Source organism: Pantoea sp. X-Soil-ISGK-355, assembly GCF_059730805.1.
In genome coordinates, this window is record NZ_AP035971.1 from 2,708,712 (window position 1) to 2,730,378 (window position 21,667).

19 protein-coding genes are annotated in these 21,667 nt (G+C 55.8%); 12 read left to right on the forward strand and 7 right to left on the reverse strand.

Translation table 11 applies throughout. The annotated features are described in order from the left end of the window. Positions 1 to 22: 22 nt before the first annotated feature. Entirely contained in the window at positions 23 to 868 is an 846-nt protein-coding gene (gene nfo, locus AC6I8J_RS12485) for a deoxyribonuclease IV (protein ID WP_161732204.1), read from the forward strand. A gap of 462 nt (positions 869 to 1,330) precedes the next feature. Here the strand turns inward: nfo and fruA are convergent, their stop codons facing one another. From fruA to AC6I8J_RS12505, 4 genes are all read right to left on the reverse strand, one after another. After that, complete coding sequence (gene fruA, locus AC6I8J_RS12490; protein ID WP_260058893.1) at positions 1,331 to 3,043, reverse strand: PTS fructose transporter subunit IIBC; 1,713 nt, start codon at positions 3,041 to 3,043, stop codon at positions 1,331 to 1,333. Between the two features lie 16 nt (positions 3,044 to 3,059). After that, a complete protein-coding gene (gene fruK, locus AC6I8J_RS12495) occupies positions 3,060 to 3,998 on the reverse strand; it encodes a 1-phosphofructokinase (protein ID WP_161732200.1) in 939 nt (312 codons plus the stop codon). Beyond that, positions 3,995 to 5,125 (reverse strand): fused PTS fructose transporter subunit IIA/HPr protein, encoded by a 1,131-nt coding sequence (gene fruB / locus AC6I8J_RS12500; protein ID WP_222925210.1) that lies wholly within the window; start codon positions 5,123 to 5,125, stop codon positions 3,995 to 3,997. Before fruB ends, fruK begins: the two co-directional genes overlap by 4 nt. A gap of 272 nt (positions 5,126 to 5,397) precedes the next feature. Continuing rightward, on the reverse strand, positions 5,398 to 5,652 hold the full coding sequence (locus AC6I8J_RS12505; RefSeq protein ID WP_090959387.1) for a YkgJ family cysteine cluster protein: 255 nt from the start codon (positions 5,650 to 5,652) through the stop codon (positions 5,398 to 5,400). Between the two features lie 163 nt (positions 5,653 to 5,815). Here AC6I8J_RS12505 and yeiP point away from each other — a divergent pair, with 163 nt between their 5' ends. The 9 genes from yeiP to yejF all read left to right on the forward strand — a co-directional run bounded on the left by yeiP (position 5,816) and on the right by yejF (position 16,642). Beyond that, positions 5,816 to 6,388: an elongation factor P-like protein YeiP gene (gene yeiP / locus AC6I8J_RS12510; RefSeq protein ID WP_003854146.1), complete on the forward strand. Its 573-nt coding sequence runs from the start codon at positions 5,816 to 5,818 to the stop codon at positions 6,386 to 6,388. Between the two features lie 75 nt (positions 6,389 to 6,463). Then, positions 6,464 to 7,432 carry a CobW family GTP-binding protein gene (locus AC6I8J_RS12515; protein WP_253419343.1) on the forward strand — a complete coding sequence of 323 codons (969 nt, stop codon included), beginning with the start codon at positions 6,464 to 6,466 and terminating at the stop codon, positions 7,430 to 7,432. Between the two features lie 45 nt (positions 7,433 to 7,477). Then, a complete protein-coding gene (locus AC6I8J_RS12520) occupies positions 7,478 to 8,185 on the forward strand; it encodes a phosphatase PAP2 family protein (RefSeq protein ID WP_161732194.1) in 708 nt (235 codons plus the stop codon). Between the two features lie 513 nt (positions 8,186 to 8,698). Further along, positions 8,699 to 9,274 (forward strand): bifunctional murein DD-endopeptidase/murein LD-carboxypeptidase, encoded by a 576-nt coding sequence (gene mepS, locus AC6I8J_RS12525; protein ID WP_013358530.1) that lies wholly within the window; start codon positions 8,699 to 8,701, stop codon positions 9,272 to 9,274. A gap of 222 nt (positions 9,275 to 9,496) precedes the next feature. Continuing rightward, positions 9,497 to 11,059, forward strand: a complete 1,563-nt coding sequence (pdeN, locus tag AC6I8J_RS12530; protein WP_222925208.1) for a cyclic di-3',5'-guanosine monophosphate phosphodiesterase PdeN — start codon at positions 9,497 to 9,499, stop codon at positions 11,057 to 11,059. A gap of 44 nt (positions 11,060 to 11,103) precedes the next feature. Then, positions 11,104 to 12,912: an extracellular solute-binding protein gene (locus AC6I8J_RS12535; protein WP_497825422.1), complete on the forward strand. Its 1,809-nt coding sequence runs from the start codon at positions 11,104 to 11,106 to the stop codon at positions 12,910 to 12,912. 11 nt (positions 12,913 to 12,923) lie between these two features. Further along, on the forward strand, positions 12,924 to 14,018 hold the full coding sequence (locus AC6I8J_RS12540) for a microcin C ABC transporter permease YejB (RefSeq protein ID WP_253419354.1): 1,095 nt from the start codon (positions 12,924 to 12,926) through the stop codon (positions 14,016 to 14,018). Further along, positions 14,015 to 15,037: an ABC transporter permease gene (locus AC6I8J_RS12545; RefSeq protein ID WP_161732188.1), complete on the forward strand. Its 1,023-nt coding sequence runs from the start codon at positions 14,015 to 14,017 to the stop codon at positions 15,035 to 15,037. Before AC6I8J_RS12540 ends, AC6I8J_RS12545 begins: the two co-directional genes overlap by 4 nt. Continuing rightward, complete coding sequence (gene yejF / locus AC6I8J_RS12550; protein WP_497825423.1) at positions 15,038 to 16,642, forward strand: microcin C ABC transporter ATP-binding protein YejF; 1,605 nt, start codon at positions 15,038 to 15,040, stop codon at positions 16,640 to 16,642. Here yejF and AC6I8J_RS12555 read toward each other — a convergent pair. The 3 genes from AC6I8J_RS12555 to rsuA form a co-directional block, all read right to left on the reverse strand. Then, positions 16,629 to 16,949, reverse strand: coding sequence for a YejG family protein (locus AC6I8J_RS12555; protein WP_098052788.1), 321 nt, complete (start codon positions 16,947 to 16,949; stop codon positions 16,629 to 16,631). The two genes, yejF and AC6I8J_RS12555, sit on opposite strands and share 14 nt — an antisense overlap. A gap of 291 nt (positions 16,950 to 17,240) precedes the next feature. Next, a complete protein-coding gene (locus tag AC6I8J_RS12560; protein ID WP_161732183.1) occupies positions 17,241 to 18,437 on the reverse strand; it encodes a Bcr/CflA family multidrug efflux MFS transporter in 1,197 nt (398 codons plus the stop codon). A 49-nt stretch (positions 18,438 to 18,486) separates the two neighbouring features. After that, positions 18,487 to 19,206: a 16S rRNA pseudouridine(516) synthase RsuA gene (rsuA, locus tag AC6I8J_RS12565; protein ID WP_260058898.1), complete on the reverse strand. Its 720-nt coding sequence runs from the start codon at positions 19,204 to 19,206 to the stop codon at positions 18,487 to 18,489. Between the two features lie 155 nt (positions 19,207 to 19,361). Between rsuA and radD the strand changes: the two genes are divergently transcribed. After that, positions 19,362 to 21,116, forward strand: coding sequence for a DNA repair helicase RadD (gene radD, locus AC6I8J_RS12570; protein WP_260058899.1), 1,755 nt, complete (start codon positions 19,362 to 19,364; stop codon positions 21,114 to 21,116). Positions 21,117 to 21,279: 163 nt separating this feature from the next. Further along, a complete protein-coding gene (gene rplY, locus AC6I8J_RS12575; protein ID WP_013358540.1) occupies positions 21,280 to 21,564 on the forward strand; it encodes a 50S ribosomal protein L25 in 285 nt (94 codons plus the stop codon). Positions 21,565 to 21,667: the final 103 nt, after the last annotated feature.

The window sequence follows — 21,667 nt, forward strand, 5'->3', positions numbered from 1 at the left end:
TGCATAGCCCCAGGAGAAAGGCATGAAATATATTGGCGCACACGTGAGTGCGGCAGGTGGTGTGGATCAGGCCGTGATCCGCGCCCATGAAATAGAAGCCACCGCCTTCGCCCTCTTTACTAAAAATCAGCGTCAGTGGAAGGCCGCCCCGCTCTCCACAGAGGTGATTGATGCTTTTCGCGCCGCCTGCGAGACGTACAAATTCAGTTCGCAGCAAATCCTGCCGCACGACAGTTTTCTGATTAACCTCGGTCACCCGGTTGAAGAGGCGCTGGAGAAATCCCGCGCGGCCTTTATTGATGAACTGCAACGTTGTGACCAGCTCGGCCTGACACTCCTGAACTTCCATCCCGGCAGCCATCTGCATCAGATTGATGAAGAAGCGTGCCTGAAGCGGATTGCGGAGTCGATCAACATCGCGCTCGATCAGACACAGAACGTGACTGCCGTCATTGAGAATACCGCGGGTCAGGGCAGTAACCTGGGTTTCCGCTTCGAGCATCTCGCCACTATTATTGAGCATGTCGAAGATAAGTCGCGCGTCGGCGTCTGCATTGATACCTGCCATGCGTTTGCCGGCGGTTATGACCTGCGCACCGAAGCGGACTGCGAAGCGACCTTTGCAGAGTTTGATCGCATTGTCGGCTTTAACTATCTGCGCGGCATGCACCTGAACGATGCCAAAAGCGCCTTTGACAGTCGCGTTGACCGCCATCACAGTCTGGGTGAAGGGAATATCGGTAAAACGGCGTTTAGCTGGCTGATGAAAGATCCGCGGTTTGATGGTATCCCATTGATTCTGGAAACCATTAACCCTGATATCTGGAAAGATGAGATTGCCTGGCTGAAAGCCGAACAGCAGGGATAGAAAAAGGGAGCCAGCTGGCTCCCTGAGATTTTTGACAAAGTCTGGCCTGGTTGCTGTAAGACTGAGCTTGCACAGGGAACACGGTCAGATCGGAAAGACGCAAAATCCGTCATCCATGACACGCTCGGCCCGCGCGATTATGCACCTCATCCCTGAGGTGCGCCCGTTGCCGGGCTAACGCGTTGCGTTGTTCAAAAACGCCTGGCGTTTTTATCCGGGCGGCGGGACGCTTTCCTCCTCTGACCGTGTTCCCTGAGTTTTAGCTAATTCATCGCTGCCAGATGCACCCTGATAAGAATTTGTGAGTAGTCTGAGGAAGCCAGCTGGCTCCCTGGCCCGCGATGCTTTACTCCAGTCGTATGCTCCCGTCGCTTTAATTTCGGGAACCGTCTGTAAAAACAAACAGGGAGCCATCCGGCTCCCTGTTTGTTTTTACTTCAGCAGATTATGCACTTCAGCACATCAGGCTTTCGCCAGCTGCTCTTCCGGACGTTTCAGAACCGCATAGCTCAGACCTGCAATCGCGGTGCCGATGATAATCGCCATCAGATAACCGATAACCGGCGTAATTGCGCCAGGGATCAGCAGGACGAACAGTCCACCGTGCGGTGCCATCAGTTTTGCGCCAATCGCCATGGAGATCGCGCCGGTAACCGCGCCGCCGACGATGCAGCAAGGCAGTACGCGCATCGGGTCACGGGCAGCGAACGGAATCGCACCTTCAGAGATAAAGCAGAGACCCAGAACCAGTGCCGCTTTACCGCCTTCCTGCTGACCTTTGTTGAATTTACGACGGGCAACCAGCGTAGCCAGACCCATCGCCAGCGGTGGCACCATACCGGCGGCCATGATGGCGGCCATCGGTGCATACGTCTGCGAACTCAGTAAGCCGACACCAAATGCGTAAGCCACCTTGTTCACCGGCCCACCCATATCGGTACACATCATGCCGCCCAGAATGGCACCCAGCAGGACTGCATTCGCCGTACCCATGTTGGCCAGCCAGTGCGTCAGGCCATTCATGATGCCCGCAACCGGTTTGCCCACTACGTAGATCATCAGCAGGCCGGTGATCAGGCTGGCGAACAGCGGAATAATCAGTATCGGTTTCAGCGCTTCCATACTCTGCGGCAGTTTAACTTTGCCGCTGATCAGCTTCGCCGCATAACCTGCAATGAAGCCCGCGATGATACCGCCTAAGAAGCCCGCATTGATGCTGGTGGCGATCATACCGCCAATCAGACCAGGCGTCAGACCCGGACGGTCAGCGATGGAGAAGGCGATAAAGCCGGCCAGCACCGGAACCATCAGGGCGAAGGCGCTGCCACCACCGATTTGCATCAGTGCCGCAGCCAGTGTGCCCTGCTCTTTAAAGGCTGTGATACCAAAAGCGAACGACAGGGCGATGCTCAGACCACCCGCGACCACCATCGGCAGCATGTAAGAAACACCGGTCAGCAGGTGACGATAAGCCCCTGCTCCGCCTTTCTTCTCTTCTTCACTGCTATTGCTCTGCCCGGCCGCTGCCGCTTTGTACGGCTTCGCTTCTGCTACTGCTTTATCCAGTTCCTGCGCGGTTTTCTTCAGCGCCAGACCGGTTGAGGTGCGGTACATTGGCTTACCAGCAAATTTCGCCAGATCGACTTCGATATCAGCAGCGACGATCACCAGATCGGCAGCTGCCACTTCTTCCGGGGTAATCGCATTACCGGCACCCACGGAACCGCGCGTTTCAACTTTCACCCACCAGCCGCGACGGGTCGCTTCAGCCTGAATGGCTTCGGCAGCCATAAAGGTGTGTGCCACGCCGGTCGGACAGGCGGTAACGGCAACCACGCGTTTCGGCGCGCCATTCTGAGCCGGTGCCGCAGCCGATGCGCCAGCCGGTGTGGCCACCGCAGCGGTTGCCTGCCAGGTTTTGGCTTCGGCTTTCGCCCGGTTCAGGAAAGTTTCCGGCTCGCGAACTGCCAGCTGGATATCGCCCAGCCAGACCGCTTTGCCGTTCAGCGCCGCATCGTCCGGCACGTTTTTGCCCAGCACGATCGCCAGTTCCGCGTCGGCAGGGTTATCAGTCAGAGTCAGGCCCGCAGCAGGTGCGGCAGCAGCCAGACGTTGTTGCGCCATATAAGCGGAAGCCAGTCCCAGTACAGGGTCTTTAATCAGCAGCGTTTTCATTATCGCTCTCCTGCTGTCAGTTAACGGGTTGTAAGTCGACGCGCGCCATCATTGCGGCCAACTGAGTACGATCGGAAACGCCAACATTGCTCTGGCTGACGGCCATCGCCGCCACGGCCGTCGCAAGACGCAGCGTGTGTTCGCTGGATTCGCGCATCAGCAGGCCATAAATCAGGCCGCCAACCATGGAATCACCTGCACCCACGGTGCTGACGACTTCACACACCGGCGGTTTAGCAATCCATTCACCAGAGGCGTTGACCCACAGCGCACCTTCTGCGCCCAGCGAAATCACCACATGGGCGATGCCCTGCTCGCGCAGTTCGTGCGCCGCACCAATCACATCCTGCAGCGTTGGCAGTTTGCGACCAGCCCAGATTTCCAGCTCACGACGGTTAGGTTTAACCAGCCACGGTGCGGCTTTCAGGCCTGCCACCAGCGCCTCGCGGCTGCTGTCAAAGATGATGCATGGGCAGTGGGTGCGCAGTTCGGTCATCCAGCGGGTAAAGGCATCGTGATCGACACCTTCCGGCAGGCTGCCGCTGACGCAGACCATATCGAACTGGCCCAGCCAGGTCAGCGAGTCGCTCGTAAAACGATCCCAGTCCTGAGCGGTGACCTGAAAACCGGAGAAATTCAGATCGGTCACGTCGCCGGTCTGTTCAGTGAGTTTAACGTTGATACGGGTACGGCCTGGCACCACCTGGAAACGGTTAGCAATGCCCAGCTCGCTGAACAGTTGCTGGAAGCCATCCTGATTCTCTTTACCCAGGAAGCCACCCACGGTGACATCGATACCCAGATCTTTCAGGACCTTCGCAACGTTGATGCCCTTGCCCGCAGCATGCAGCCCGGTGGTTTTCACCAGGTTGACTTCACCGCGTTCAATTTCAGGGGTATATCCCACCAGATCATATGCCGGATTCAGCGTGATGGTGGCGACGCGTCTGCTCATGATGCCCCCTCACCCAGACCGCTGGTGATCGCTTCTTCAATCGCGTTCAGCGCCTGCTGTGCATCGTCACCGCTGGCGGTGAAGCGCAGGCGATGGCCTTTCTTCACGCCCAGCGCAACCACTTTCATCAGGCTGCGGCCATTGGCAGGTTTACCGCTGCCGTCGAGGTTGGTCACAGTGATGTCGCTGTTGAACTGCTTGATTACGCTAACCAGTGCGGTACCCGGACGGGCATGCAGGCCATGTTCGTTACGGATGGTGTATTCGGCGGTCAGTACCTCAGCCTGCTCATCCACTTCGCTGGTCAGCAGCGCGTAGACGCCTGCCGCATCGGCTTTCAGCAGACGATCGGCTTTGCCCTGCTGTAGTAATGCGCTGAGGTAACCCAGCACTTCCAGCGGACGCTCATCGGTTGCCGACACGCTGATTAGCAGCGCAGCCTGTTCGCCCTGATGCTCGAAGGCATGTTCAGCGCGGCTGATGGCCACGCCACTGCGCAGGTTGCCGAGGCTGCTGTCGCTGAGCCAGATGCCCTGTCCCAGGTTCAGCGGCGTCGTTGAGACCACGTCTGCGACGTAGCTGGCATCCACCACGCCCGCGGACTGCAGCCGACCGGCGTTCATCGCCTGGAGGGTGATCAGATCGCTGGCGGCGACGTTGAGCGTAATTAATGAAGTGTCGAAGCTGAATTCAGCGGCTTGTTTCTCGCCCATCAGCAACGCACGAAGGTCTTCAGCAGAGGCAGTTTTAAGCTGTTCGGCAATGGAGTCATCGCTCAGAACGTGCGTCAGCTGACGCAGCAGCGCCAGATGTTCATCTGACTTAGCAGCAATACCGATAGCGACATAGGCGGTCTGATCGTCGCCCCAGGCAATGCCCTGCGGGAACTGGAACACCTGAACACCGGTTTTCAGCACCAGATCGCGGGTATCGGTGGTGCCATGCGGGATAGCGATGCCGTTGCCAAGGAAGGTGGAGGTCTGCTGTTCGCGCGCCAGCATGCCGTTGACGTAGCCTTCCGTCACATTGCCAGCCGCGGTTAACGCGGCAGCAACCTGACGAATGGCCTCTTCTTTGTTCTGGGCGCTGGCTCCGGTATGGATGGCCTGCAATTCGAGCTGGAACATAATTCTCCTCGCTTGCTGAGATTGAATCGTTTCAGCCAGTGGGGATTTTTTTACGCCATGCTGTTGAAAACAGGTGGTGCAGTCACCGCTGAAACGTTTCAGGGATTGTGGTACAGCAACTTTCCCGAGGCAAGAAAATGCGCAAATGGCGTAACAGATTTTTGACGTTACGCACATTTCGGGGTGGTTAAGGGGAATAAAAAGTGAACAGGCTGACGCAGATGCTGTAAACCAGAGATGAGTGGACCAGAAAGTTCAGCAGCGTCAGCGCCTCAGGGCGCGGTATCTGCTTCGAGTTGCAGCAGATAGGTCATCGCCTGATGGCGCGAATCGCCGCACATGCTGTGTGCAGGTTGCAGACCTGCGCAGACGGCTGGACGCAGGGGTGAGCCAAACAGTTTGCAGCGAAGTGTGTCATCAAGCTGAACACAGGGCGTGTTGGCGGGCTTGCCGTCAGGCATGCCAGGAATCGGCGAGGAGATCGAAGGTGCTGTGCAACAGGCACCGCACTGGCTACGGCATTGCATGCTGTGCTCCGGCAGAGAAAGTCGCGGCGACAATAGCAGTCCACCACACTAATTGCCATGAAAGCCGCGGTCTGACACAAAATTTCGCATCCACGATATTGCCAGTTTTCACCGGCGCGAGTAACGTTGCGCGCACTTCACTCTCAAGATAGCGAGAACAGCAATGCCAAAAGCCAACGAAATTAAAAAAGGGATGGCCGTCACGCACAACGGTAAACTGCTGCTGGTTAAGGATATTGATGTCCAGAGCCCCAGCGCACGCGGTGCCGCCACCCTGTATAAAATGCGCTTTACCGATGTCCGCACCGGTTTAAAAGTCGAAGAGCGCTTCAAGGGCGACGAGATTATTGATGCGATTTCGCTCAGCCGCCGCAGTGTGACCTTCTCTTATATAGATGGTGACGAATACATCTTTATGGATGATGAGGATTACACCCCTTACTCCTTTAAACAGGAGCAGATTGAAGAAGAGCTCCTGTTTATCCCTGAAGGCGGCATCCCAGGCATTCACGTACTGACGATGGAAGGTCAGGTGCTGGCGCTGGAACTGCCACAAACCGTAGACATGGAAATCGTGGATACCTCACCCGGCATTAAAGGCGCTTCCGCCAGCGCCCGAACGAAACCGGCCGGTATGAGCACGGGTCTCTCTATCCAGGTGCCGGAATACCTCAGCAACGGTGATCGCATCCGCATTCATATTGCTGAACGCCGCTACATGGGCCGTGCAGACTAACCACTCAACTGCTGCCAGTCGTGATAGTGTTATAGTATTACATTACCACGCTATTCTCAGGCAGGAGCAGGCCCCATGACGCGCGTTAATCTGATTACCGGTTTTCTGGGCAGCGGCAAAACTACGCTGCTCTGCCATCTGCTGGCAGCCAGACCGCCCGAAGAGAAGTGGGCGGTGCTGGTCAATGAGTTTGGCGAGATTGGGATCGACGGTGCACTGCTGGCCGATCGCGGTGCCACCCTGAAAGAGATCCCCGGCGGCTGTCTCTGTTGCGTTAATGGCCTGCCGATGCAGGTCGGGCTGAATATTTTGCTGAAGAGCAAGCCGGATCGGCTGCTGATTGAGCCAACCGGCCTGGGTCATCCGCGTCAGGTGTTGCAGATGTTAAGTGCGCCGGTTTATCAGGCGTGGCTGCAACTTAATGCGACCCTGACGCTGCTGGATGCCCGTCAGCTGTCCGATCCTCGCATCCTTGCCAATGAAAACTTCCGCGATCAGCTCGCTGCTGCCGATATGATTATCGCCAACAAGCGCGATTGCTGGGGTGAGGAGGACCGTCAGCGCCTGGCTGACTGGCAGCAGCAGATGCAGCCTCTGCGTCCATTAATACAGACAGAATTTGGTCAGATCCCCCTTTCCCTGCTTGATACGCCTTATCAGCCACGCGATCTTCCCCTGCCGCATCATCATCATCCGTCTAACCCGACCAGCGGCCTCGCGGCGTTACGACTGGACGGCGAAGCGCGCTGGCGCCGGGCGCTGAACCACGGTCAGGGTTACAGCGCCTGCGGCTGGATTTTTGATGCTGATACGCGGTTTGACAGCAGTGCGCTGCTGGAATGGGTACGCCAGGCACCGGTTGATCGCATTAAAGGTGTGATGCGCACGAAAGAAGGCACTCTGCGTATCAATCGTCAGGCAAATGAGCTGCAGAGTGAAACACTCCCCTCACCGCCATCCGATAGCCGCATTGAGATCATTCATTTTCAACAGGCTGACTGGAATCGACTACAATCGGCATTGTTGAAGTGCCGTTTACGCTGACAGAGGTATTGTCGGCGGTTATTTTTAATAATAATGAGTTTAACTATGCGCGTAACTCGCCTTATTACTATCCTGCTGCTTAATGCACTGGGCGTGATGCTATTTCTGTCATGGTATCTGCCGCCAGAACATGGCTTCTGGTTCGGCGTCGATAAATCTATATTCTATGGCTTCAACAATCAGATGGTGAGCCATCCGCTGTTCGCACTGATCGTCGCTATCACCAATTTTCGTGGATTTGATGCGGTGTCATTGCTGGCAATGGGCCTGCTTTATCTGTCGATCTGGCGACGTGAAACGCCACACGCGCGGCGGCGGATGCTGGCTATCGGTATCACTATGCTGCTTACCGCTGTAGTACTTAATCAGCTGGGCCACCTGTTGCCGGTGAAGCACTCCAGTCCGACGCTGTTCTTCGAGAATGTGCATCGCGTCAGCGAACTCACCGGTATTCCCGCTAAAGATGCCTCGAAAGACAGCTTCCCTGGCGACCACGGTATGATGCTGATTATTTTCGCCTGCTTTATCTGGCGTTATTTTGGTTTTAGCCGCTTCTTAATTGCCACGGCTATTGTGGTGATATTTTCACTGCCGCGCGTCATGGCGGGTGCACACTGGTTTACCGATATTGCCGTCGGTTCAATGTCAGTGATATTAGTGGGTCTGAGCTGGTGGCTATTAACGCCAGCCAGTGACGTGCTGGTAAACTGGTTTTATCGCAAATTACCGGGTAAATATAAGCCCGTGACGTAAATGTTAAGCGCGGACGATTTAATCGGCCTGGTCCTGACCGTCCGCGCTTATAAAAAACAGCCCACCACTATTAGCCTGCTAATTAAATTGACGAAAAGAAAAGGTTATGACCCTGCTGGCTGGTTAAACAGTCACCAATATTCTCTGTCAATAAAGAAAACGCTAAAAACAGAAGCTATGCCCTGAATTGACGCCCCTTTCGCTGCCTGTTCTCATCATCATTTCACCACAATTGTTGCTAAAGTAGTCAGGGTGTTACGGTTTGATTTCACATCAAAAAAACCTATATAAAATTGATTAAAAGCACTCGCCACGGCGTCTGTAATCAGTTAACCTCAGTCGCAGTGAGGCTACAGCGGCAGAAAATTCGGATTTTTTACCGTAAAAATGTGTCCATTAACACATTTTAGTAATTAAGGATTTGTCTTAGGCTGTTTCGCTTATTAATCTCCCTGTTTTGTCATCTGGCTGGCGACAATTTTGTCGTAAGGAAATCGAAGGAAAACCCGAATAATGGTCAAGTCTCAACCAATACTGAGATATATTTTGCGGATCGTGCCCGCACTGGCGCTGGCCACACTCCTCTCAGCTTGTAGCAGTACCCATAGCAGTCAAAACGCGAATAACGAGAATCATGAAGTTAACAACCACAATGGTTTTTTACTTCAGGCGTCTCAGGATGAGTTTGAAGAAATGGTGCGTAACGTCGACGTTAAGTCGCGCATCATGGAACAATACGCCGTCTGGAAAGGTGTGCGCTATCGCCTCGGTGGCGATACCAAACGCGGAATCGATTGTTCCGCCTTTGTACAACGCACCTTCCGCGATCAGTTTGGCTTAGAATTACCGCGCTCGACCTCTGAGCAGCAGGACACCGGTAAAGAGATTACCCGCAGTAAACTGCGTCCTGGCGATCTGGTAATGTTCCGTGCCGGCTCAACAGGCCGTCATGTGGGTATTTATCTGGGTAACGACAATTTTGTTCATGCCTCCACCAGCAGTGGCGTCATGATCTCCAGCCTCAATGATGACTACTGGAAAAAGCGTTACCGTGAAGGACGCCGTGTATTAAGTCGTAACCCGACCTGATTATCACTTTCGATCTTCTCTCAGCCAGAGAACATGAAACGCTGCTTACGCAGCGTTTTTTTTCGTGCCTTATTCTTAGCACCAGCCGCTATATAAGATAAAAGCATTGTATTTCAGATTAATAACGAGACATTTCGGACACTCTCGTTATATTCTCGGTCGCTTAAACCGAAGCAGTCGTGTGCAATAACATAATAATAATTTGATCAGGGGAAGTTCCTCATGCCACTGTCGGGGGCGCTAAGGCGCCATGCCACCTATCCTCGCCGAATCGCATGGAGTAGCGCGATGGTCGGTGGCGTATTCTTTCTTCTGTTTGCCGCCCTGTCATTTCACCAGACCTGGCAGAAGCGCGAACGACAGCACCAGCAACTGCTGGAGAACAGCCGAACAGCACTACAGCAAACACTCTCCAGTCTGCTCATCAGCACCCTCAGTCCTCTGCTTCCGTTCACCCACACTGCCTGTCATACCATTAATCGTGAACTGACCTCGCGCGCCGCGTTTGCCGGTAATCTCCGCGCCATCCTGCTGGTTAACAATGGCAATGCCTTTTGCTCGTCGGCCACCGGCAGTTTTAGTCTGCCGCTTAATGTTATCGCACCCAATAGTGATACCTCACGCGATATTGATCTGCAGCTCATGTCAGGCACGCCGCTTCAGCCAAATAAACCGGCGCTGGGATTGTGGATTAAAAATCCTGGCCGTCAGCAGTCAGGTGTCTTCGCGACGCTGAATATCAGCCTGGCTCCCTACCAGCTGCAGATCTCCGGGCATCCGGAAATTACTGGTATGGCGCTGATGGCGCAAAAGAGTGCCTTAACCAGCTGGCAGCCTGGCGTGATGAAAAATAAAAGTCTGCCGCCGCCGCTGTATCAGCAGGCGCTGACAGGCTATCCGCTGGAGTTTGTGTTGTTCGGTTCGGTTCTGGCGTTCAGTGATTATCAGAATATCCTGCTGTGCAGCCTGCTGCTGTCACTGCTGGTTTCCGGCGGCTGCTGGCTGCTGTTATCTGTTTATCAGCGTCCGGGGAAAGAGCTGATTCGGGGCATGAAGCGCGGCGAGTTTCATGTTGAATATCAGCCGCTGGTTACTTCCCATGATGGTCAGCCTTATGGTATGGAAGCGTTACTGCGCTGGACCCATCCGACCGAAGGCCCGATCCCGCCCGATGTGTTTATTCAGTATGCCGAGTCGCAGAACCTTATTATTCCTCTGACCCGGCATCTGTTTCAGCTGGTTTCACGTGATGCTCACCAACTGTGTCATACCATTCCCCGTCATGCCTGCCTCAGCCTTAACATCTCTGCGTTGCATCTGGCTGACAGCGGTTTCCGGCAGGATGTGCTGCGCTGGCTTGATACCATGCCTGCGGCTCACTTTAATTACGTGTTTGAGATTACCGAGCGCGCCATGGTGCGAGATGAAAACGTCGGAGAACTGTTTGACTGGCTGCATCAGCAGCATATCAACATTGCTATTGATGATTTTGGTACCGGCCACAGTGCGCTGATCTATCTGGAACGTTATGCGTTTGATTACCTGAAAATCGATCGTGGCTTTGTCCAGCGCATCGGCACAGAAACCCTGACCTCGCCGGTGCTGGACACCGTGCTGCAACTGGCGAAGAAGCTGAATCTGAAAAGTGTGGCGGAAGGGGTAGAAACCGGCGAACAGGCCGCCTGGCTGATCCATCGAGGTGTAACCCATCTGCAGGGTTATATCTTCAGCCGTCCGCTGCGACCAGAAACACTGATAGACTATTTCCGGCGTCATAACGCCTGAGACTCTCTGGCCCAAATCGCGCCGGATATTTAACAGGAGAGAGCATGCTTTTTCGCTTAGGATTTCTGCTGCTGTGCGGCCTGTTCAGCGCCCCACTGCTGGCGGCCACGGTCCTGCAAACGTTCGCCTTCACCCAGGCGGGCGAAGCGAAATATCCGCCCGGCTTCAGCCATTACGATTACGCCGATCCCCGCGCGCCTAAAGGCGGTAGCATCACTATGGCGGTAGTGGGCACTTATGACAACTTTAACCGTTACGCCTCGCGCGGCAATCCGGGCATTAACACCGGCACGCTTTATGACGGGCTTTACACCAGCTCAGACGATGAACCGGGCAGTTATTATCCGCTGATTGCTGAATCAGCACGCTACGCCAGCGATTTTACCTGGATTGAGATCCGCCTGAATCCCCGCGCCCGGTTTCATGACGGCACGCAGGTCATCGCCCGCGACGTAGCGTTCACTTTTCAGAAGTTTATGACCGAGGGCGTGCCTCAGTTCCGCGTCGCCTATCGTGGCGTGACCGTCAGGGCGCTGGACGATATCACGGTCCGCATCGAGGCACAGAAACCGGATAAAGATCTGCTGCTTGGATTACTGACGCTACCGGTTATCCCCGAGTCGTTCTGGCGCGATAAGAAGTTTAACGAGCCGTTAAGCGCACCGCCGCTTTCCAGTGGGCCTTATCGCATCACGCGCTGGAAGCTGGGCCAGTTTATTGAGTTCAGCCGGGTAAAAGATTACTGGGCTGCCGATCTGCCGGTGAATCGTGGACGCTTTAATTTTGATCGCATGCGCTATGACTACTATCTGGATGACAATGTTGCGTTCGAAGCCTTTAAAGCGGGTGGCTACGATCTGCGTGAAGAGACATCGGCGAAGAAATGGGCGACCCAGTATCGTGGCCGCAATTTCGACGATGGCAGCATTGTAAAAGAAACCACGCCCAATGAAGCCGCTATCGATACCCGCTGGCTGGCATTCAACAACGAAAAACCGCTGTTCCACGATCGCCGGGTGCGCCAGGCGTTATCACTAATGTTCGATTTCGAGTGGATGAATAAAGCGCTCTATTACGGTGCCTGGCTGCGTGCCAGCAGCTATTTCCAGAATACAGAGTATGCTGCCCACGGGGTGCCGGATGCACAGCAACGGGCGCTGCTCGAACCCTGGCGCGCGCAGCTGCCTCCTGCGCTGTTCAGCCAGCCTTACCTGCCACACAAAACCGATGGCAGCGGCTATGATCGCGCCAGTCTGTTAAACGCGTTTGAGCTCCTGAAACAGGCGGGCTGGCAGATCAAAAATCGCCGACTGGTTAACAATAAAACCGGTCAGCCTTTTACGGTCGAACTGCTGCTGCGCGGTGGCACCAGTACCGAATGGGCACTACCGTTGCAGCACAACCTTGCGCGGCTTGGCATTACGCTGAACCTGCGGCAGATCGACAGCTCACAGTACCTGCGGCGCTGGCGTGAAGGCGACTATGACATGATTGCCACCGTTTACGGGGCGATGCCGATCCCGACCTCCAGTCTGCAGATCCTCTGGCAGTCCGACTACATCACCTCGTCGTGGAATACCGCACGGGTCAACGATCCTATCGTCGATCACTTTGTGAAACAGATTGTCGCGCATCAGGGCGACCCTGCCGCGTTGCGGCCGCTGGCACAGGCGCTGGATCGGGTACTGCTGTGGAATGCGTATATGATCCCGATGTGGTACAACGCTGAACAGCGGCTGGCGTACTGGGATAAGTTTTCTCACCCTGTCCGCAAGCCTGCCTACAGCACCGGGCTGGAAAACTGGTGGTACGACACTAACAAAGCCGGACGCTTGCCGGCCAGCAAACGCTAAGGAGATGACCGTTGGCCGCATACTTTCTGCGCAGATTGCTGCTGATTATCCCGACCTTATGGGCGATCATCACGCTCAACTTCTTTATTGTGCAAATCGCGCCCGGAGGACCGGTCGACCAGGCGCTGGCAAATATTGAGTTTGGTCAGACAACTGGCCTGCCCGGCAGCGGCGCGGAGAGCGCCAGTTCACGCGCCAGCATCAGTCATATTAATCCTGCTGATAATCAGTACCGTGGCGCGCGCGGGCTGGATCCCGAAGTGATTGCGGAGATTAAAAAGCGTTACGGCTTCGATAAACCGCTATGGCAGCGCTACGGCGAGATGCTGTGGAACTACCTGCGTTTTGACTTTGGCGACAGCCTGTTTCGTAGCGCCTCGGTAATCGGGTTGATTAAGGAGAGCCTGCCGGTCTCGATCAGTCTGGGATTATGGAGCACGCTGATCATCTATCTGGTGTCGATCCCACTGGGGATCCGCAAAGCGGTGCGCAACGGCAGCGCCTTTGATGTCTGGAGCAGCGCGTTTATTATCATTGGCTACTCCATTCCGGCTTTTCTGTTCGGCATCATGCTGATCGTACTGTTTGCCGGTGGCAGCTACCTTGACTGGTTCCCGCTGCGCGGGCTCACCTCTGCGCAGCACGACACGCTGCCCTGGTATGGCAAAGTACTGGATTACTTCTGGCATATCGCCCTGCCGGTACTGGCAACGGTGATTGGCGGCTTTGCCACACTGACCATGCTGACGAAAAACGCCTTTCTGGATGAGATCCGCAAGCTCTATGTCGTCACCGCGCGCGCCAAAGGGGTGCCGGAACGCCGAATTCTTTATCACCATGTGTTTCGCAATGCGATGCTGCTGGTCATCGCCAGCTTCCCCGCTACGTTTATCAGCATGTTTTTTACCAGTTCGGTGCTGATCGAAGTGATGTTCTCGCTCAACGGACTCGGCCTGCTCGGCTATGACGCGACGCTGCAACGTGACTATCCGGTGATGTTTGGCACGCTCTATATTTTCACGCTGATCGGTTTGCTGATGAATATTCTCAGCGATCTGACTTATACGCTGGTCGATCCGCGCATCGATTTCGGGAGCCGCTCATGACGCGCTCTCCACTCAATCAACAGCGCTGGCAGCGCTTTCGCCATAACCGGCGCGGCTACTGGTCGCTGTGGATCTTTCTGGTTATTTTTCTGCTGTCACTCTGTGCCGAACTGATCGCCAATGACAAGCCACTGCTGGTGCATTATCAGCAGCGCTGGATGGTGCCGCTGCTGTTTGACTACAGCGAAACCGACTATGGCGGCGTACTGGCGACAGCGGCGGATTATCAGGATCCCTGGCTGCGGCAGCGCATCGCACAGAACGGCTGGGCCTTATGGGCTCCGGTTCACTTCAGCGACAGCACCATCAATTTTGCCACCGAGGTGCCGTTCCCCTCTCCGCCCTCGGCGCAGAACTGGCTCGGCACAGACGCCAACGGTGGCGACGTACTGGCACGGCTGCTCTATGGCACGCGCATCTCCCTGCTGTTCGGCGTGCTGCTGACACTTATCTCCAGCGTCATCGGAATTGTGGTTGGCGCGGTGCAGGGTTATTTCGGCGGCAGAATTGATCTGATTGGGCAGCGGATGATTGAAGTCTGGTCTGGTATGCCGTCGTTGTTTCTGCTGATCCTCCTTTCCAGCGTCATTCAGCCCGGTTTCTGGTGGCTGCTGCTGGTCACCGTCGCATTCGGCTGGATGAGCCTGGTAAGCGTGGTCCGGGCCGAGTTTTTGCGTACCCGAAACTTTGACTACATCCGCGCAGCACAGGCGCTGGGGGTCAGCGATGCCCGGATCATGCTGCGTCACATGCTGCCTAACGCGATGGTGGCTACCCTGACCTTTCTGCCATTTATTTTGTGCGGTTCGATCACCACGCTCACCTCCCTCGACTTTCTCGGTTTCGGTCTGCCGCTGGGTTCACCCTCGCTGGGTGAGTTGCTGCTGCAGGGCAAAAATAATCTGCAGGCACCCTGGCTGGGCCTGGCGGGCTTTTTCACCCTGGCGATCCTGCTTTCGCTGTTGATTTTTATTGGCGAAGCGGTGCGCGACGCCTTTGATCCGGGCAAAGGAGCCTGAATGACGACGCCACTGCTTGCCATCAATCATCTCTCGGTCGCCTTTCGTCAGGGCGAGCAGCTTCGTCAGGTCGTGGATGATGTTTCACTGCACATCGACGCGGGCGAAACGCTGGCGCTGGTGGGCGAGTCGGGTTCCGGCAAAAGCGTCACGGCGCTGTCGGTAATGCGACTGCTGCATGAGGCAGCGGTGGTTTATCCCCGCGGAGAGATTCTGTTTAACGGTGAAGATCTGCTGCGTGCCCGCGAACAGCGTCTGCGTGCTATTCGTGGCAACCAGATTGCGATGATTTTTCAGGAGCCGATGGTATCGTTGAATCCGCTACACACCGTAGAGAAGCAGCTGTATGAAGTGCTGTCGCTGCATCGTGGGCTGCGTCGTCAGGCGGCACGCGGTGAGATTATCAGCGTGCTCGATCGGGTCGGTATCCGTCAGCCTGCCGCCCGGCTCAACGATTTCCCCCACCAGCTTTCCGGCGGGGAACGCCAGCGAGTGATGATCGCTATGGCGCTGCTGACCGAGCCGCAGTTGCTGATTGCCGATGAGCCCACCACTGCACTGGATGTGACGGTGCAGGCGCAGATTCTGGCGCTGCTGCGTGAACTGCAGCGGGAGCTGAATATGGGCATGCTGTTTATCACCCATAACCTGAATATCGTGCGTCAGCTGGCGGATAACGTCAGCGTGATGCGTCAGGGTCACATCGTGGAACAGAATCGCTGCCAGATTCTGCTGAACCAGCCGCAACATCCTTACAGCCAGCAGTTGCTGGCTGCCGAGCCGGAAGGAAAAGCGCTACCGCTCCCTGCAGATGCGCCTGTCATTCTTCGGGTCGGGCAGCTTCAGGTCAGTTTTGCGCAGCGGCGCGGACTGTTCCGGCGGCAGGCCAGTGAAAAGCAGGTACTGTCCGGACTAAGTTTCAGCCTGCGGCGTGGCGAAAGTCTGGGTCTGGTGGGCGAGTCCGGGTCGGGTAAAAGCACCACCGGCCTGGCGCTGTTGCGGCTGATTGCCTCACGTGGCGAAATCTGGTTTGACGGCCAGCCGCTGCATCAGCTGTCGCGCCGGCAACTTCTGCCACTGCGTCAGCGCATTCAGGTAGTGTTTCAGGACCCGAATTCTTCTCACAATCCGCGTATGACGGTGCAGCAGATTATTGCTGAAGGTCTGGCGGTGCATCAGCCTGAACTCAACAGTGCGCAGCAGGCGCAGCGCGTGATTGCGGTGATGGAGGAAGTCGGGCTTGAAGCAGAAAGTCGCCATCGTTATCCGGCCGAATTCTCTGGCGGTCAGCGACAGCGGATTGCTATCGCGCGGGCACTGATTCTGGAGCCAGAGCTGCTGATACTGGATGAACCCACCTCATCGCTGGATCGCACGGTGCAGAAGCAGATTCTGACACTATTACGCCGCTTACAGCAGCAGCGTCAGCTCAGCTATCTGTTTATCAGTCACGACCTGGATGTGGTTCGCGCCCTGTGTCATCAGCTTATCGTGCTGCGTCAGGGGGAGGTGGTTGAACAGGGAGAGTGTGAAACGTTGTTTGCGTCACCGACAACTGTTTATACTCGCGAGCTGCTGCAGTCGGCGCAACTCAGCCTGCGATAAAGGTTTCCGCAATCGCCACGCCCTGATTTTTCAGGCAGCAGTTAGTGGCGCTTTCGTCGCGACGCTGAATAAACAGGCAGGGCTGCCCTTCACATTCGGCCACTTTGCAGTCGACCTGAATATCCGCCAGCACCTCTTTCAGCTGCTGCAGAATCTCCCATGCCGGAATGCCGTCATGGCTGATCAGTCGCAGCGCCACGAACTCCTGCTCATCCAGCGTCGTGTCATCGGATTCAATGGCACTATGGTGATCGCTGGCCCAGCGAAAACGCTGTGGCAGACGATGCACAATTGAAAGTTGCAGCATAGGTTACTCTCCCGGATGAGTTTATGTCGCAACACCGACCTTCCCGGCTGAAAACGGGTTGATCCCCGCAGAGTCAGGACAGGGATGGCAGGCCCGTCTATGCGGATTGCAGAAGCGCATTTTTGCGACTTACATCGCACTTCAGCCTATATGTACCGCGTTCACACGACGTTAACAATCATTTTAGCTGCATTGTGGTTACTTTTTTAACTAAAAGTTTTCACAATAAAGAAACAAAACCGGCGAGATGTGCATCACTGCGGATAAAGGCGGGAAAACCACTGCGCCCGATTAACGGGCCGCAGGGCGGGAACGTGAAGCGTAGAAAAAGAGCAGTAGTGAGATTGTTGCGCAGAGCGCGATAGTACCGACCATCGGCCAGGCGCTGTTAAAACTTACCAGCGACAGCAACGCCCCCACAAAAGCACCAACGCCAAAACGCAGCGTACCCGCCAGGGACGAGGCCGTACCCGCCATGTGGGGAAACTCATCCAGAATCACCGCCATCGCATTCGATGAGACCATCGACACGCAACCGATAAACAGCGCGATCCCCATCACCAGCGGCAGGAAGCCGAGGCTGAAGGCGCTGACAATCAGCAGCCAGATCCCCATGCAGAATTGTATCAGCAGGCCCAGACGGAACATCGCCACCGGACCAAAGCGGCGTACGGCGCGGCTGTTAATCAGCGTCAGCAGAAACAGAAACACCACGTTGAGGCCAAAATAGTAGCCAAAGTTTTGCGGTGAGACGTGATTAAGCTCGATGTAGACAAAGGGACCGGCATTGAGAAAGGTAAAGAGTCCGGCAAAGGAGAAGCCGCTCGCCAGCATGTAACTGAACGCCCGCTTGTGGCGGAACAGCGTCACGAAATTACCCAGCGTAGTGCGCAGGTGAAACCGCTGTCGCTGCTCCGGCTTCAGGGTTTCGCGGATCTGCGTGGTCACCAACACGGTCGTCACCAGTGCCGCACCCGCGAGCGCCCAAAAGATAGCGTGCCAGCTCCAGAGCACCAGCAGCCAGCCGCCGATGATCGGAGCCAGCAGCGGCGCAATGGTGGTAATCAGCATCACAAAGGACATCATGCGGGAGAAGTCCTCTTTCGAGTAACTGTCACGCATCAAGGCATTGATCACCACACTGGCTGCGGCAGCCGACAGCCCGTGAAGGAAGCGCATCAGAATCAGCTGGTCGATACTCTGCGACAGCGCACAGGCCGCGGCGGCACAGGCAAAGATCAGAGTCCCGAGTGCAATCACTGGCTTGCGCCCATAGCTGTCTGCCAGTGGCCCATAAATAAGCTGGCCAATCGCGAAGCCAAGAATATAGAGGTTGAGCGACATCTGCACGCTACCGGCTGAAACGCCAAATTCTCTTGCTATCTGGGGCATCGCAGGCAGATACATGTCGATCGACAGTGGCATCAGCATGGCTAACAAACCAAGGATAACCACCAGTCCTGTTGGTGAATTCTTTTCCTTACGCACACCCTCTCCTGCACGAATGAATCAGGTACGAGCCGCCTGGCCCGCCCGATTATTTTGCCTTCAGCTCTTTTGGCAGACCGATGCTGGCGATCTCGTCTTCCGTCAGCGCCCGGTATTCGCCCGGTTCCAGATCGTCGTCCAGCGCAATGTCACCGATACGTTCGCGATGCAGCTCAATGACCCGGTTACCGACGGCGGCAAACATCCGTTTCACCTGGTGATAACGGCCTTCGCTCAGGGTCAGCCGCACGTCTGTGGGGGTAATCACCTCCAGCTGTGCCGGTTTCGTCAGGCTCTTCTCATTGTGGAGCTGCACGCCCGCGGTAAACTGCGCGGCCGTGTCGTCACCGATCGGCGATTCCAGGGTGACGCGATAGGTTTTCTCGCAGTGATGACGTGGCGAAGTAATGCGGTGTGACCACTGGCCATCATCTGTCAGCAGCACCAGCCCGGTGGTGTCAATATCAAGACGCCCTGCCGCGTGCAGTTTGAATGACATTGGCTCTTCGATGAAATAGAGGATAGTCGGATGATCGGGATCGTCGGTTGAGCAGACGTAGCCCTGCGGTTTGTTCAGCATAAAGTAGCGTGGGCCGGTGAGCATCTGCAGCACGTTGCCGTCGTAGGCGACTTCGTGATCGGGCAGCAGTTTAAACGCGGTGTCGCGCACCACTTCACCGTTGACGGTGACACGCTGGCCACGGATCTCGCGATGAGCGATAGCGCGGCTGATTTCCAGTTGCTGAGAGATGAATTTGTCGAGTCGCATGAATTCGTTTTGCCTGTTACTGCGGAGGGAATCTGAAACGGCCTGGTTAACCGTTGAAAATGTGCGGGAAGTATAACGTGATCCGCGCCAGCCTGACAGCGCGTTTACCGCCCTTTCATGGCATAATTACCACCAGTTTTATAAAAGTGAGCAACATGTCTTTTACCTTACGTCCCTATCAACAGGATGCGGTGAATGCCACCGTGGCGCATTTCCGTCGCCATCAGGAGCCTGCCGTCATTGTGCTGCCAACCGGTGCCGGAAAAAGTCTGGTGATTGCCGAGCTGGCACGGCTGGCGCGTGGCCGGGTGCTGGTGCTGGCGCACGTCAAAGAGCTGGTGGCGCAGAACCACAGTAAATATCAGGCCTACGGGCTGGAGGCGGATATCTTTGCCGCCGGACTGCAGCGCAAAGAGAGCCAGCGCAAAGTGGTGTTTGGCAGCGTACAGTCGGTGGCGCGCAACCTCGACCTGTTCGACAGCGTCTTCTCGCTGGTGATCGTCGACGAGTGTCACCGCATCGGCGATGACAAAGAGAGCCAGTATCAGCAGATCTTCAATCATCTGCGTCAGCACAATCCTCAGCTCCGTTTACTCGGCCTGACCGCCACGCCCTTCCGTCTGGGTAAAGGCTGGATTTATCAGTTCCACTATCACGGCATGGTGCGTGGCGACGAAAAGTCGCTGTTCCGCGACTGTATCTATGAACTGCCGCTGCGCTATATGATCAAGCATCAGTTTCTGGTGCCGCCGGAGCGGCTGGATATGCCAGTAGTGCAGTATGATTTCAGCCGCCTGACAGCACAGTCTAATGGCCTGTTCAGCGAAGCCGATCTGAATCGCGAACTGAAACAGCAGCAGCGCGTGACGCCCCATATCATCCGTCAGATTGAGGCGTTCGCCCAAGATCGGCTAGGGGTGATGATTTTCGCCTCAACGGTGGAACATGCGCGTGAAATTCTGCAGCTGCTGCCTGAAAACAGCGCGCTGGTCTCCGCTGAGACGCCCCCCCGAGAGCGTGATGCCCTGATTCTGGCGTTTAAAGCGCAGCAGCTGAAATTCCTGGTGAACGTGGCGGTGCTGACCACCGGGTTTGATGCCCCGCACGTGGATCTGATTGCGATCCTGCGCCCGACAGAGTCGGTCAGCCTCTATCAGCAGATCGTCGGCCGCGGGCTGCGGCTCTCGCCCGGTAAAACCGACTGTCTGATCCTCGATTACGCCGGTAATCCGCATGACCTCTTTACGCCCGAAGTCGGCGCGCCTAAAGGGGCCAGCGACAATCAGCCGGTTCAGGTTTTCTGTCCCGCCTGCGGTTTCGCCAATACCTTCTGGGGCAAGGCGACCGCTGATGGCATGGTGATTGAGCATTTTGGCCGACGCTGTCAGGGCGTGCTGGAAGATGATGAGGGTGAGCGCGAACAGTGTGATTTCCGCTTCCGCTTTAAAAGTTGCCCCGACTGCGGCGCAGAGAATGATATTGCCGCCCGGCGTTGTCATCAGTGCGACAAAATTCTGGTCGACCCGGACGATATGCTTAAAGCTGCCCTGAAACTGAAGGATGCGCTGGTGCTGCGCTGTGGCGGCATGACGCTGGAACAGGGCCGCGACGCCAAAGGTGAATGGCTGAAGGCAACCTATTTTGATGAGGAAGGTACCAGCGTCAGCGAACGGTTTCGTCTGCAGACACCCGCCCAGCGTAAGGCGTTTGAACAGCTCTTTATGCGCCCGCATCAGCGCGCGCCCGGCGTACCGCTGGGCTGGCAGACCGCCGCTGACGTGCTGGCGTTGCAGCCATTGCTGCGTCATCCTGACTTTGTCGTGGCGCGCGCCAAAGGCCAGTTCTGGCAAATCCGCGAGAAAATGTTCGATTATCAGGGTCGTTATCGCCGCGCCAATGAGCTGCGTTAATGGACGACACAGGCAATCCGGAACCCGGCGGGCGGGTATATCGTTTGCTACCACCCGGCATAACGGCTATACTGCCGCCCGCTTTTGCATGTGCATCAGCGGGATTGAATAACCTGCCTGTTACTGGGTCGCCTGTAGCAGGATTAAATAAAGAGAGATATTAATGCTCACTATCAATGCAGTAGAACGTAAAGAGCAGGGTAAGGGTGCGAGCCGCCGCCTGCGTACAGCAAACCGTTTCCCGGCCATCATCTACGGTGGTTCTGAAGCGGCTGTTGCCATCGACCTGGATCACGACTCCGTAATGAACCTGCAAGCTAAGCCAGGTTTCTACGACGAAGTGCTGACCCTGTCAGTTGACGGCAAAGAAACTAAAGTGAAAGTTCAGGCTGTTCAGCGTCACCCGTTCAAGCCAAAACTGTTCCACATCGACTTCGTTCGCGCTTAATCGCGAATTATGTTGAAAAGTAAAAGGGCCGGTTGAAAAACCGGCCCTTTTATTTTGTCGCTGCCAGGTGAAGATTATCGTTGCGGGCAGGAAATGAAAGCCG

Coding starts and splice junctions, on each gene's coding strand:
- nfo (WP_161732204.1), top strand. CDS start 23: ATGAAATATATTGGCGCACACGTGAGTGCGGCAGGTGGTGTGGATCAG.
- fruA (WP_260058893.1), bottom strand. CDS start 3,043: ATGAAAACGCTGCTGATTAAAGACCCTGTACTGGGACTGGCTTCCGCT.
- fruK (WP_161732200.1), bottom strand. CDS start 3,998: ATGAGCAGACGCGTCGCCACCATCACGCTGAATCCGGCATATGATCTG.
- fruB (WP_222925210.1), bottom strand. CDS start 5,125: ATGTTCCAGCTCGAATTGCAGGCCATCCATACCGGAGCCAGCGCCCAG.
- AC6I8J_RS12505 (WP_090959387.1), bottom strand. CDS start 5,652: ATGCAATGCCGTAGCCAGTGCGGTGCCTGTTGCACAGCACCTTCGATC.
- yeiP (WP_003854146.1), top strand. CDS start 5,816: ATGCCAAAAGCCAACGAAATTAAAAAAGGGATGGCCGTCACGCACAAC.
- AC6I8J_RS12515 (WP_253419343.1), top strand. CDS start 6,464: ATGACGCGCGTTAATCTGATTACCGGTTTTCTGGGCAGCGGCAAAACT.
- AC6I8J_RS12520 (WP_161732194.1), top strand. CDS start 7,478: ATGCGCGTAACTCGCCTTATTACTATCCTGCTGCTTAATGCACTGGGC.
- mepS (WP_013358530.1), top strand. CDS start 8,699: ATGGTCAAGTCTCAACCAATACTGAGATATATTTTGCGGATCGTGCCC.
- pdeN (WP_222925208.1), top strand. CDS start 9,497: ATGCCACTGTCGGGGGCGCTAAGGCGCCATGCCACCTATCCTCGCCGA.
- AC6I8J_RS12535 (WP_497825422.1), top strand. CDS start 11,104: ATGCTTTTTCGCTTAGGATTTCTGCTGCTGTGCGGCCTGTTCAGCGCC.
- AC6I8J_RS12545 (WP_161732188.1), top strand. CDS start 14,015: ATGACGCGCTCTCCACTCAATCAACAGCGCTGGCAGCGCTTTCGCCAT.
- yejF (WP_497825423.1), top strand. CDS start 15,038: ATGACGACGCCACTGCTTGCCATCAATCATCTCTCGGTCGCCTTTCGT.
- AC6I8J_RS12555 (WP_098052788.1), bottom strand. CDS start 16,949: ATGCTGCAACTTTCAATTGTGCATCGTCTGCCACAGCGTTTTCGCTGG.
- rsuA (WP_260058898.1), bottom strand. CDS start 19,206: ATGCGACTCGACAAATTCATCTCTCAGCAACTGGAAATCAGCCGCGCT.
- radD (WP_260058899.1), top strand. CDS start 19,362: ATGTCTTTTACCTTACGTCCCTATCAACAGGATGCGGTGAATGCCACC.
- rplY (WP_013358540.1), top strand. CDS start 21,280: ATGCTCACTATCAATGCAGTAGAACGTAAAGAGCAGGGTAAGGGTGCG.